Raw genomic sequence first — 13,997 nt, forward strand, 5'->3', positions numbered from 1 at the left:
CGAGGCGAGGGTTGGTATTCGCGATAAGTCCCATCGCGATAAGTTCTAAATCCTTCTCCCCGTGCCTCCTAATCTGAAAAGCAGCGATGCCATCACGACGTTCGTCCGCGTGATGCCGCTGTTCAAGGATCGAAAGGAGCACGGTCATGGCCGATCAGGAACAATACGTCAGCGTTTCCACACCTTCGTTGCCCAAGGGAGGTGGTGCCATTCAGAGTATCGGCAAGGGCTGGGGCGCGGTCGGTGCAACCGGTAGCGCATCGCTGGACATCCCGCTGCCGATCACGGCGGGGCGTGGTCATGCCCCCGGGCTGGGGCTCAGTTACCAGAGTTCAGTGGGCAATGGCCTGTTCGGACTGGGTTGGCACTTGAACGTGGGGGCCATCTCGCGGCGTGCGAGCAAGGGCGTGCCGCTTTACACCGATGAGGACGTCATGCTCGGCCCCGACGGTGGGGTGCTGCTCGCGCAACGCGATGCCAACGGTGCGTTGCTCGAAACCGATGTCAGCAAGTACGGCGGTCTCACGCTGGACCACACTTATCAGGTGGTTCTCTATTTTGCCCGTATGGAAGGTGCATTTGCCCGGATAGAGCATTGGCGCCACGAGAGCGACCCTGCGGGGTTCTGGCTGATCCATGGCGCTGACGGCACGCTTGCGATTTACGGGCGAAACCCCGACTCCCGACTGCGTGACCCTGCCAATCCGGCCCATGTCGCGGAGTGGCTGCTCGAAGAAACCATGAACCCCCTCGGTGAACACGCTCTGTACGAATACAAGGCCGAGAATTTACAGGGGCTCGTTGACGAAACAACGCCGGGGCCTGGACGTGATTTCCGCGCCCAGCGTTACCTGTGGCGAGTGCGTTACGGCAATTTCAACGCTCATCCCGACCTCTACCTGTGGCAACCCCAACAGCTGGCCGAGCTGAAATGGCATTTCGAACTGGTCGTCGATTATGGCGAGCGGACGTTTGCCAATGACACGCTGGCCTATGCCGAGGACAAGCCTTGGGAAGGGCGCGTTGATTTTCACTCGTCGTTCAGCTACGGGTTTGAACTGGGGAACCTGCGTATCGCCCATTACGTATTGATGTTTCACCACTTCCCGGATGAGTTGGACGCAGACACCCCGACGCTCGTCAGCGCGCAGAAATTCAACTATGAGGATCTTCAGCAAGGCGCCAACGTGCTGGCGTCGGTGGAGAGCCTGGCATGGGGGGAGCGGATTCAGCCCGCTCTCAGCCGTCGGCCGCCAATGGTGTTTTCTTATCAGGATTTTGATGTCGCGGAGGGGACGTTCTCGCCGTTCGACGCCATGCCGGGTCTGGATGACGGGCAACCCTATCAACTGGTGGATCTGTACGGAGAAAGCTTATCGGGCGTTCTGTATCGATCGGACAAAGGGTGGATGTATCGGGAGCCTGAGCGTGACACCGACGCTGACGACCCGGACGCTGTTAAATATGGCCCTTGGCGACTACTGCCCAACAATCCCGTGGCGGATTCAACAACCACAATTCGGCAATCTCTCGCCGACATGACCGGTGATGGGCGCCTGGACTGGGTCGTGGCGCAGCCGGGCATGGCCGGGTTCTTCACCTTGAATCCCGACCGTAGCTGGGCGCAATTCACACCGTTCTCCGCGTTTCCATCAGAGTTCTTTCATCCACAGGGACAATTAGCGGATCTGGTGGGCGAGGGTTTGTCTGATCTGGCGCTGATCGGCCCGCGCAGTGTTCGCCTTTACGCCAGTCAGCGGGCGAGCGGGTTTTCAAAGGGTGACGATATTGCCCATGACACGCCGGACGATGCCCTGCCGCTGCTCAGTGACAGCGCCGCAGAGCTGGTCGCGTTCGCCGACATGCTGGGCAGCGGTCAGCAACACCTTGTGCGCATTCGTCACAATGAAGTGCGTGTCTGGGCGAATCTGGGAAGAGGGCGGTTTGGCAAGGGGCAGGTGTTCGCGACGCTGCCTTTCGCCTATGACGAGTTCGATGCAGGAAGCGTTCGGCTGGCGGACATGGACGGCTCCGGTGCCGTGGACTTTGTGTACCTGAGGTCCGATGGGTTTCAACTGTTCATGAACCAGTCGGGCAATCGCTTTGCCGAGCCGGTCACGCAACCCTGGCCAGACGGGGTTCGTTACGATCATCTTTGCCAGGTGCGCATGGCCGATCTTCAGGGCGTGGGGTGTTCGAGTCTGGTGCTGACGGTTCCGCACATGCAGACGAAACACTGGCGCTACGACCATCCGCCGATCAAGCCGTATCTGTTGCAAGGCTCTCGAAATGGCATGGGTGCCTCGGGGACCGTGGAGTACCGCAGTTCTGCTCAGGAATGGCTGGACGAGAAGAACGAGTTGCGCGAGGCCGGCCTGGCGGTCGAGTCGGGCGTACCTTTCGCGCTGCACGTGGTGATCCGACAGACTCAGCGGGACGAAGTCACGGGCAATGAATTGAGCCAGCGTTTCCGGTTTCGCCAAGGCTATTACGATGGGCATGAGCGTGAATTCAGGGGTTTTGGACTGGTATGTCAGACCGACAGTGAAACCTCACAGGTCGCTCAGCAGGAAGAAGGTTTCACGGCGCCGGTGCTGACAAAGACGTGGTATCACAGCGGACGGTATCCGGTCAGGACCCCTACCGGGTTTGACGAAAGTGACAAGGATGCCGTGGTGTTGGGCAACGATTTGCTCACCAGCTTTACTAATGGCATCGATCAGATCATCCCGTCTCCCTCGGACGACGATCTGCGAGAAATGGCCCGCTCCCTCGCCGGGGCGCTGCTCAGGGTCGAGGTGTTCGGTCTTGAAAGCGATGCGCCCCATGCGGTGCCATATTCTGTTCAGACGTCACGCTATCTGGTGCGTCAGCTTGCACCTGTGAGTGAGCATCAGCCCTATGCCCGTCAGGTGTCCTTGTTGTTGGAGTCGATCAGCTACCAGTACGAAGGGCGTGCAGACGATCCGATGTGCCAGCGGGTCATCAATCTGAAATGGGATCAGTACGGCGTGCTGACCCATGGTGCGGGCGTCAACTACGGGCGTCGCCGATCAGCGGGCGACCCGCCACCGTTCGAGGACGAGCATCAACAACGTTGGTGGCAGGCTGCACACGATGAGGCGCAGCAGAATTTTTATCTGACGGAAACACGCGCCCAGCCGATTCATCTGGACGCCGCGCACACTTGGCGATTGGGGTTGCCTTACCTGAGTCGGGCCAATGCGATGGTTGCCGAGACGTCCAGCGTCAGCGCCGACGACATCAGCTACGAGCGTTTCAGTGACGAGACGGGATGGTTCGCTTCGTTGCCTCGTACCCTGGTGTCGCTCAGCAAACAGTGCTACGTCAATGCGGGTGAAGGGGAGGCGGGTTTTCAAGCACTGACCGATGCCGTCGAACTGGCTGAGCTGGATGACCACGCACTGACCGCCTACGACCGGGTGATGACGCCCGATGAGCTGACCGCCAAGCTGATTGAGCTCCGTTATCACAAGATGGCCTGCTTCCTGCCGGACGAGCCGTCGCGCACGCTGTGGTCTGTCAAGCGAGGGTTCAACACCTACGCTGACGGCGAGCATTTCTATCGGGTCGAGGCCTTCAAACCCACGGCCAGCCATGGTCTGACCACTGTCGAGTACGACCCCTACAGTTTGATGGTGAAGACAGTGACGGCGCCGGATGGCTGCGTGACGTCCGCCACCTATAGCTACCACGCCATGCAGCCGGTCAAAATCGTGGACCCCAACCGCAACTCTCAAGAGGCGTTGTACGACGGGTTCGGCGTGCCGCGTATGACGAGTTTTTACGGGACAGAATTGGGCGAGGCCGTCGGTTTCCAATCGCTGGTCGACATCGTTCTGGAGGACGCAAAACCGGCTGCCGCCATCGAACACCCGTCGTCGATCGACTTCGCTACGGTCCATTATTACGACGCGTTCAGTTGGGCCAATGACCACGTGCCGGTTCACAGCCTGGCCATGCAGTGGGATCGTTACCCCAACGACCCCGAGCGGCAATTGCGCATGACCCTGGCCTCTGTCGATGGCTTCGGCAGAGCGTTGCAAACCCGACAATTGGTTGAGCCCGGCAAGGCGTATCAGGTAGTCGACGCACAACTCAGCGTTGGGGATGACGGTCAATTGATTGAGGTCGACGCCGACCCCCGCTGGCGGGTGAGCGAGCGAGTCGAGTACAACAACAAAGGGCTGGCGGTGAGGGTCTATCGTCCTTACTTCACCAATACCCAAGGCTACGTCGATGATGGTAGCGTCCGCGCGCATTGGTATCACGATAAACAGTTTTACGACCCGCTGGGACGTCCGACTGTCACCCTGACCGCCAGGGGATGGATGCGGCGGATCACCTATGAAGGCTGGTACACCATCAACGAGGATGAGAACGACACGGCGGAAGAGGTCAACCTGCGCAGGGCAGAGCAGGGGCTACCGTTGCTGGACGACGGCTCGCCTCGCAAGCGGAAGAATCCGTTTCAGCGGTGAGCCGTCCAGAAACGAAAAAGCCCGGCACAAAGGCCGGGCTTTTCGTGACTGCCAGCGAAGCGCTTACTGCACTTCGACTGCCAGGCTCTCACTGATCTTTTTCTGCCAGATGGCGGGACCTGTGATGTGAACCGACTCGCCTTTGCTGTCGACCGCGACAGTGACCGGCATGTCTTTGACGTCGAACTCGTAGATCGCTTCCATGCCCAGTTCCGGGAAGGCCAGGACCTGGGATTTCTTGATCGCCTGAGCGACGAGGTAAGCAGCACCGCCGACGGCCATCAAGTAAACGGCTTTGTTGTCCTTGATCGCGTCGATGGCGGTCGGGCCGCGCTCGGATTTGCCGATCATGCCCAACAGGCCGGTTTGCTCAAGGATCTGACGGGTGAACTTGTCCATACGGGTGGCGGTGGTAGGACCGGCTGGGCCGACCACTTCGTCACCGACCGGATCAACCGGGCCGACGTAATAGATGAAGCGACCTTTCAGGTCCACCGGCAGGGTTTCGCCCTTGTTCAGCATCTCGACCATGCGCTTGTGCGCCGCGTCGCGACCGGTGAGCATCTTGCCGTTGAGCAGCACGGTTTCGCCCGGCTTCCAGCTCTGCACGTCTTCCGGGGTCAGGGTGTCGAGGTTGACGCGACGGGCCGACGGGCCGGCTTCCCAGACGATTTCCGGGTAGGCGTCCAGCGGTGGCGCTTCCAGCGAAGCAGGGCCGGAGCCGTCGAGCACGAAATGCGCGTGACGGGTGGCGGCGCAGTTCGGGATCATGCAGACCGGCAGGGACGCTGCGTGGGTCGGGTAGTCCATGATCTTGACGTCGAGCACGGTGGTCAGACCGCCGAGCCCCTGGGCACCGATGCCCAGTTGGTTGACCTTCTCGAACAGCTCCAGGCGCATTTCTTCCAGACGGTTCGACGGGCCACGGGTTTTCAGCTCGTGGATGTCGATCGATTCCATCAGGACTTCCTTGGCCATGACCGCAGCTTTCTCGGCGGTGCCGCCGATGCCGATGCCGAGCATGCCAGGCGGGCACCAGCCAGCGCCCATGGTCGGAACGGTTTTCAGCACCCAGTCGACGATCGAATCGGATGGGTTGAGCATCGCCATCTTCGATTTGTTTTCCGAGCCGCCGCCTTTCGCCGCCACGTCCACTTCCACGGTATTACCCGGAACGATGGAGTAATGGATGACCGCCGGGGTGTTGTCCTTGGTGTTCTTGCGAGCGCCCGCCGGGTCGGCAAGGATCGAAGCGCGCAGGACGTTTTCTGGCAGGTTGTAGGCTTGGCGCACGCCCTGGTTGATCATGTCGTCCAGGCTCATGGTGGCGCCATCCCAGCGCACGTCCATGCCCACACGAACGAATACGGTCACGATGCCGGTGTCCTGGCAGATCGGACGGTGGCCGGTGGCGCACATGCGCGAGTTGATGAGGATCTGAGCCATGGAGTCGCGCGCGGCGGGCGATTCTTCGCGCAGGTAGGCCTCGTGCATGGCCTGGATGAAATCGACGGGGTGGTAATAGGAGATGAACTGCAGGGCGTCGGCGACGCTCTGAATCAGGTCATCCTGCTTGATCACGGTCATGGTGTTCTCCTCGAATCAGGCGGGAACATTTATAGGGCGGTTTGCGCAAACAGGCACGGACCTGCGTGCGAACGGCCATCGGCTCGGCTACCGCTCAGGCGCAGCGGCAGGAAAAAGGCGCGGCAGTATACCGCGTGGCACTCGGCGCGACACCCTGCCGCAGGGTAAACGTTAGTCGTGAAGGGCAGGGGGCGCCGAACGGTCGTGGAGGGGAGCAACCCTGAGATCGCTACCCTCGGCTCGCTGCGTGATTGCAAAAACGATGACTAAACCGGCTTATAGAGCTGAAAAGAGGCGAGTTCATACTCGACGCCATGGGCGAAGTAGTGAGGTCCGTGCACCCCTGTCAATCCTTTCAAATGGGGAATCTGTTGAAGTGCAAGCGGCGTTCTGACGCCTTCTTTCGTCACGAAGTTCGCCGACTGTTTCATCCACTCGACGGTGCCGACATAAATATTCTCATGAAACCCCACCACGGGCCTGCGCAGGACGTTGGCGACTTCTTGTGCCGCACCGCTGGAGCCTCCCTGACAGGCAAGCAGTACGAACGGCCTGTTCGGGTCCATGTTGACCAGGTGTGGGGCGATGTCCAGTTGGGCGACATTGGCGGCCGTGTCATAGAAGCCACGTGAATTCATCAAATAGCCTTCGGGAGAACCGTGGGTTTCGAACCCCGTGAATTTGTCTCCCCACAACTGTTTGTGAAAAGAGACATCGTGGTTTCCAAGCCTGCGTTCGAAGAGGATAGAACTGTCGCGTCGCTGCATCGCTTGTTTCGCAGCGATCCTGGCGCTGGCGTGCCCTATGGCGGTCAGTGCACTGGCGGCGATGCCAGTGCCCAGCGATACCCAGCCCAGTATGTTGGCCGCGCGCTTGTCGCCTCCGGTCATTTCAATGCCCAGGGCGGCGGCGCCTGTGCCCACCGAGGCCACGTTCAGAATGCCTGCGCTGATGATCATCACTGCGCTTGGCGTCAGCGCTTTAAAGCCAAACATGGCGATAGGTGTGATGAGCGCCGAAGCCGCGCCCAAACTGGCAATGGTGCCTGCGATTCCAACCGCCAGCCCCACCCCTGCCAGCGCGTAGTTCACCCAACTGTGTCCGTCCGGGTCGATACGATTGACCGGGTCTCCCGCACAGTAAACATACGGGTTGAGCCCGCCCCGGCCAAACGGGCTTTCGCTGTCTGGGCTGAGGAAGCACATCAGCACCGGATCGTATGGCCGGTAATCGCCCAGGATCTGCCAGCCGGTGAGCGGTTCAAGGCGTTGGCCGGCAAAACCGATCAGCGTGCTCTCGGCGTTTTCAGGCTCGACCCCATAAGCGTTGTACTGACGAATACGCACGGCGGCATCTGCCTCAAGGCGCACACTGCCTTGAGCATCGACCCCCGTCAGCGTCGTGTGACGAACACCATCCGCCACTTTGCCAATGGCGAACACCCCTTGAGTCCCCGAAAAAAATTGCAGGCTGCTATCGCCCGTCGTCTCATGGGTCAGTGATTCGCCACTGAAAAAACAGCGGCTCAGTGTGCTATCCAGCAACCGGTCCGTGAGGTGGCCGCGGGCGGTATAGCCGTACGTGCAGGCGCGGCTTTCGCGAGTCACTCCGGTCAAACGGCCTTGGGCATTCCACGTCATGCTCCGCCCCAGGCTGTCGCTGATCACCCGACCGCAGGCGTCGTAGGTCAGCTCGACTTCGGAGGGCCAGGCAGGGTGGGTGTGAGTGACTCTGGTCAGTCGCGTGGGGTCGCATTCGGCGTAACTGAACAGCGTCTCGTTGGTGCTGCCATCCGCGTACGTCGTCAAGACGGACTCATGGCCGTTGAGCGCGTTGTAAAGAAAACGCTGCTCGACGATGGGATGGCCGAAGGGGTCGCTCGGGGCGATCTCGGGATCGGCAGTGTATTGAGCAAGGCGTTTGCGGTCGTCGTAGGCGAACGTTTCTTCGCCCTCGCGCGTGCCATCGCTCCAATACCGAGACGTGATCTGGTCGAGCGCGGAATACCCCAGAGACTGTTTCAGTGTCCGGGTGATGCTCTGGCCGTCAGCGTCCTGTGTTGTGGCAGTGAGTGTGCGGGTGTGCTCGCGACCCAGGCTGTCGTAGGTCAGCACGGTGCCAAGCGTGCGCGCGCTCTCCGGGTCGTCGACATCAATGTGGGTCAGGCGCGACAGCGCGTCGTAACGGTAGCGGCTGGTGAGATGGCCTGCGGATATTTCCTCCAGTAGTCCTCGGGAATCGAAGTGGCGACGATGGGGAAGTCCCTGTGCATCGTCAAAGCCCTGCAGACGACCGCCGAGCGAATGATGCCAATGGGTGACGTGCTCCTCGTCATCGATGGCCCAGGTGTCGTTGCGTGGTTGACCCGAAGCAGTAAACGCAAACGACTCGCTGCCCAGCGCTCCGCTGGCCGAAGCCGGCATCCCCAGCGGGTGATAGCCGAGCAATTGAGCGGACTCGCCTTCAGGGCTAACGCTCAGCAGTTGATTGCTCAGATGCGGTTCGTAGGTGAATTCGATGCGCTTGCCGTCGGCCAGGGTGTTCGCCGAAGGAGGGACCTGCCCTGGGCGATAGTGAAAGTTCGTGATATGCCCGCCGACATTGACTGTGAGATGCCGGCCCAGGCCGTCGAAGGTCTGCCGACCTATGATCATGGGTGTATTCATGGTTTCCAATCCGTGGAAAAGGTTTCATGGCGCCGCTCGACGAGCTGCAGCTGCCGTCGGGTGAGTGGGACGGACGGCAGCCGCAGCATCAACGCGTCCTACAACGCAGCGGTTATCGTTCCGTCAGGGTGAAAAATCTTTGCTCCCGCTTCCCTGAATGAAGTCTTCCAGGCCTTGAAAGGATTGCCCGTGGCTCGCAAACGTTCGAGGTAGGGCACTGCTTCCAGCGGAGTATTGGCCACGTTGCCTCCGAGCTGAAGATTGGCGAAACCTTTGACGAAGGTCTTTTCAGTGAACCCTTGAACGGGGCGCCCCAGCTCCTTGGCAATCTCCAGTGCTGCACCGTTCTTGCCACCCCAGCACGACAGCAGTACAAAGGTTTCATCCGCTGGGTAATTCAGCGCTTTCAGCCGCGGCGCGATGAAATCCCTGGCAATGTCCGCTGCCCTTGCGACCTTGCCATCCGGCCCCATCAACAGGGCACGGAGCGGGTCCCCATGGGTGAGCAGCGCCGCCTGGTTCGTTCCTCGGTAGGTTTCGATGAATCCCACGTCGACCGCTCTCGACGTCCCTTGGTAGATCATTTCGCTATTGCCCAGCCGATGCGGCTTTGGAATGGACCACCCGCCTTTTAGGTCCATCGCCCGTTGCTGCGCGCCCGCATTTCGCAAGCTGTGCATCTTCATACCTATTCCTGCACCGGCCAGACCGGTGACCAGCGAGATACCCCCCAGAATCCCTGCAGCCGATCCCCCATGCCCGCTGATCTCCAGCGCGAGACTCGCGACGCCTGTGGCGAGGGACACGACATCCAGTGTCGCAGCGGCAAGGCAGGCGATCTGCGCAGTCGACAGCGTCGAGGTCGCGCTGAATAACGCACCCGCAATTGGCAGCGCTGCCTGAAGGCCGGGAATGAGAGCCATCGCCGAGAGGGCAAGGCCCGCCCCCGCCAGTGCATAACTCACCCAACTGTGCCCATCGGGATCGACACGATTGACCGGATCGCCGGCGCAGTAGGCGTAGGGATTGATCCCACCCGCACCAAAGGGGCTTTCGTTGTCCGGCGCCAGGAAACACATCAGCACTGGATCGTACGGGCGGTGCCCGCCGGGGATGTACCAGCCGGTCAGCGGCTCGCGTCGTTCTCCCGCAAAACCGAACGGCACTTGCGCTGCATCCAGGGCTTGAGCACCGTGCGCGGTGTACCCCAGGGTTCGAATGGCGCTGTCGGCTTCCATGCGCACGGTGCCCTGACCGTCGGTGCCGAGAAGGGTGGTCTTGCGCATTCCTTCGGTGACCTTGTTCACCGCGAACAACGAGTGGTCGTCGCCGATGAGCTGCAGGCTGTCTTCACCCGTCTGTTCATGCGTGAGCTGGTCGGCGCTGAAGAAGCTGCGGGTCAACGTATCGTCAATCTGCCGGTCAACCAGTCGCCCTCGGGGATCGTAACTATAGGCGCAGGTGCGGCCTTCGTGGCTCACTTCAGTCAGGCGGCCCTGGGTGTCCCATTTCATGCTGCGACCCAGGCTGTCGCCAATGACCCGGCCACAATCGTCATACGTCAGCGTGACCGAGGATGGCCAGGACTCATGAGTGTGCGTGACGCCCACCACTTTCGTCGGATCACCTTCGGCGTAGCTGAAGACGGCTTCATCCTGGGAGTCGTCGGCAAACGTGTTGAGCACCGTTTCGTAGCCATTCAGCGCATTGAAGGTGAAGACCTGCTCGACGATCCGGTTGCCATAGGGATCTTGGGGGGCCGATTGTGCATTGGCGGTGTAATGCACCAGCCGGTCACGGTTATCGTATTCGAACGTTTCTTCCCCGACGTGCTCGCCGTCGTTCCAGGTGCGCGAGATGACCTGGTCCCGTGCCGAATAGCCCAGCGTCTGAGTCACGACACGAGGTGCACCGTCTTCAGCGTCAGGGTCGGGGGTGATGGCGAATGTCCGGGTGTGTTCCCGTCCGAGCGTGTCGTAAGTGATGGACGTGGTCAGGGTGCGCGCGCTGTCAGGGTCCGACACCTCGACACTGATCAGACGAGAGAGTCCGTCGTAGGCGTAGCGCGTTTCGATGCTGCCCACTCGGGTCAGCTTCACACGACCGGCCTCATCGAATTCGCGTCGATGCGCGATGCCTTGCGCGTCGTCAAAACCTTGCAGCAGACCCGCGACTGAATATTTCCAGTGGGTGGTGTGGGGTGTGTCGTCGATGACCCACTTATCGCTCAAGGCTTGCCCTGACGGGGTGTAAGCGAACGACTGAACGCCCCGCTCTCCGCTGGCGCTGGCGAGTTGGCCGATGTCTGCCTGATACGCCATCTGCACGGGCGTTTCATCCTGCCCCAGAACGCTCAGCAGTTGATGATTGAGGTTTTTTTCGTAGGTGAAGGCGATTTCTCGGCCGTCGGCCAGGGTGTTACCCGACGGGGCGAGCTGTTCATTGATGTAATTAAAGCGTGTGGTATGCCCCCCGACCTCTACGGTGAGCTGACGGCCCAGGCCGTCGAAGGTCTGCCGACCTATGATGATGGGTGTGTTCATGGTTTCCGATCCTTGGAAGGACGGGGTCGATGCCAGTGGCACCTCCCCGACTGAACGTAAAGGGATGTCGATTCCGGTCACGCCTCCGGCGCGGTCACGGCAACGGACTCTGGATGGTTATCATCGCTGTGCTGCGCGTAGGTCCAGTTGACGACCGTGCCATCCGGCAGTGTCTGCTCAAGGAGACGACCGTAGAAGTCGAGGCGCTGGAGGGTGACACGGTCGTTTTCACCTTCGATCTGAACGCGAGTCTCGAACACTCTGTCCAGTCCGTCCCGAGCCCACCGGGTGGTGCGGATCAGCGTATCGCCCGTGTCATACAGCTGTTCCTGAATCACGCTGCCTGCGGCGTTGAACAGGCTGACATTGCTTGGCCCCTTTGTGTCGCCATTCGCCTGCCACTGTTTGACGGTCAGTTTCGCCGGATTATGTTCGGTGTGCGTTTGCACACCATCGGGTGTCGTGACGCAGCGGATCTGGCCCCAGTCGTCGTACTCGGTGGCCGTGGTGAGAGACAGCGCGCTCACCGAGGCGGGATCGTTTTCATCGCGTAGCCAGTCGGTCTGGGTTTCGCTGATCACTCGGCCCTCGACGTCAAACACCGTGCGTACGATCTCCCGAAATTCACCCGGCGCATGGTCGAGGTCTTCCAGTTCGGCTCGAACGGTGCGGCCTTCGCCATCGAGCCACTGACGGCGGCGTTGGCCGGTGGCATGGGTGTGTTCGATCATGACCGGTTTTTCGTCACCGGTTCGTGCGGCCAACGCGACCTTGTCACCGACGTGATAGGTGGTGGTACGCGTGGCTTTATAGCGGCTGTCGTCGGCGGTAACCGCCAGTGTGACGCGCCCCAGTTCGTCGTACTCATAACGGCTCAGCACGCCCGCCAGAGAGCGGTCCCGGGTCATTTGCCCAGTCGTCAGGGAGCGTGCGCTGTCCTGGCTCTGGCGCACGGTTTCTGTCTCTTCGAAGCCTGTGATGCTGACGTGTGTGCTCAGTTCATCGCCGGTCAGTTCGTAGCGGTAGTGGGTCGTGGTGGCTTTGTCGTTGAGTGTCGTCACGGTGCGTTTCAGTCGCGCGTAACCATCGCCTTCCGAGACGTAGGTCTGCACGGTGGTTTCCATCAGCCGGGCGAGGGTCTCGTCACGGGTGTGCTCGCTTTCCACCAGCACGAGAGCCGGTTCGCCTTCGATCAGCGAATTCAGCGAGGTGTACGTGTAGGCCGTGGAGACTTCGCTCGCGCCGCCATGACCTCCATCTTCGAGTGGTGCAGGTTTTACGGTTTTCTTCTTGAGATACCGGATCATGCCCAGCGCATTGGCCGGGCAACCCTCAGCGCCTTCTGCCGGATAGTACTCGCTGTGTTCTTCGATGCCGGCGGGGGAGCGGGTAAACACCAGATTGCCGGATTCGTCGTAGCGGTATTCAGTCGTTGCGCTGCGTTGCGCGCCGCGTTCATCGGTATACGTGACGGTCTGTACGTGGGGAAGCTGGCACCAGGCAGGTTGGTCTGTCCAACTCGTATCGGCCTGGATGCCAAAGGTGGTTTGAGTGTGGACTTCGCACTCCCCTCGCTTGACGACTTCCGAGGTCAGCAGGTGGAAGCGGTTCCAGGTGCGGGTGATGGTCGAGAGGGTTTTGCCTTCTGGATCGGTCTGGGTTTCCACCACCTCGTAATCGTAATCCTGCTCGACTTCATAGAGGTTGTCCCGGCCTTGCTGCCAGTCGAAGGCCTGGTCGCTCCCATAACCCAGAAAGTTATGCACGCCGGACCATTCATAAGATCGGGTCAATTCGGTATTCGATGGGCCCGCCGAGTGCTTCCATTCGACGACGCGAGGTAAGGTTGGAAATGGCGCACCTTCAGGCAGTTGATGACTGTATTCGCCCGTCCCCCACGTCACGGCATCCGATGCCCCCAATGGGCTGGTGAGCGAGGTCGGGAGCAACAAGTGGGTCGATTCGTTCAGTCCATGATGGTCATAAATCACGTTGAACGGCGTTTCTATGCCTGGCAGATAGACATCGCTGAGGGCGTCGTTGGCCATTTGCAGGCGTATTGTCCTGGCCTGGTCGGCAGGGACGACGAAACGGACTTCGCCCTCATCGCTTTCTACTTGTAACAACGTGCTGGACTCGTCCCGAATGCTATCGAGCATGAAGTCTTCGTTGGCAAAAGCTGACCACTCGACGAACAGCCGACGACCTTCCGGGCTGCGAATTTCGCTGACCAGATAGCGGGCACTGTCTTGTTGCTGGGTGAGGAATTCCGTCTGGCCGGATTTATGGTCGATCCGGAAAACTGTGTCGCTCTGACATGTCACGACCATGGATTTGAGTTTGGCGTCATACAGGCGCAGTTCGTTTCCAGGCGATATGTCGGAGTTATCGATGTCAATGGCGAAGCTCTCCCCCGATGACAGGCGTAACGAAGGCGCATCCTGATGCAGGTTGATTTCGCTGAGGTCCAATGACCAACCGAAGCCAAAGCCTCGGTTGCGAGTAGAGCCCAAAACGCTGAAAGACAGGGTTGGCGAAAGCGTCGGGCCAGCGAGATTATTGGCGGGAATGACAGGAAGCTGAAAAGCCAGGGTGAACTGACCGGTACGCGCGTCGACGCCGGTCTTGATGAAGTCCATGAAGTTGGTGGCTTGGGTGTGAAGTGTGTCTGAAGACATAGGTTCATCACTCTTAAATAG

The 13,997-nt window shown here is 60.2% G+C and carries 5 protein-coding genes; 1 reads left to right on the forward strand and 4 read right to left on the reverse strand.

The genetic code is table 11. The annotated features are described in order from the left end of the window. Window positions 1-146 precede the first annotated feature (146 nt). Entirely contained in the window at window positions 147-4,502 is a 4,356-nt protein-coding gene (locus tag ACIQAL_RS20245; RefSeq protein ID WP_401148739.1) for a SpvB/TcaC N-terminal domain-containing protein, read from the forward strand. A gap of 63 nt (window positions 4,503-4,565) precedes the next feature. Here ACIQAL_RS20245 and ACIQAL_RS20250 read toward each other — a convergent pair whose 3' ends face one another. From ACIQAL_RS20250 to ACIQAL_RS20265, 4 genes are all read right to left on the reverse strand, one after another. After that, window positions 4,566-6,089 (reverse strand): fumarate hydratase, encoded by a 1,524-nt coding sequence (locus ACIQAL_RS20250; RefSeq protein ID WP_401148741.1) that lies wholly within the window; start codon window positions 6,087-6,089, stop codon window positions 4,566-4,568. Between the two features lie 266 nt (window positions 6,090-6,355). Further along, entirely contained in the window at window positions 6,356-8,755 is a 2,400-nt protein-coding gene (locus tag ACIQAL_RS20255; protein ID WP_401148743.1) for an RHS repeat domain-containing protein, read from the reverse strand. 98 nt (window positions 8,756-8,853) lie between these two features. Then, window positions 8,854-11,298: an RHS repeat-associated core domain-containing protein gene (locus tag ACIQAL_RS20260; protein ID WP_401148745.1), complete on the reverse strand. Its 2,445-nt coding sequence runs from the start codon at window positions 11,296-11,298 to the stop codon at window positions 8,854-8,856. Between the two features lie 77 nt (window positions 11,299-11,375). Continuing rightward, window positions 11,376-13,976, reverse strand: a complete 2,601-nt coding sequence (locus ACIQAL_RS20265) for an RHS repeat domain-containing protein (RefSeq protein ID WP_401148748.1) — start codon at window positions 13,974-13,976, stop codon at window positions 11,376-11,378. Between the last annotated feature and the right edge of the window lie 21 nt (window positions 13,977-13,997).

This window comes from Pseudomonas sp. NPDC088368 (assembly GCF_044753445.1).
GTDB classification, from domain to species: domain Bacteria; phylum Pseudomonadota; class Gammaproteobacteria; order Pseudomonadales; family Pseudomonadaceae; genus Aquipseudomonas; species Aquipseudomonas bambusae.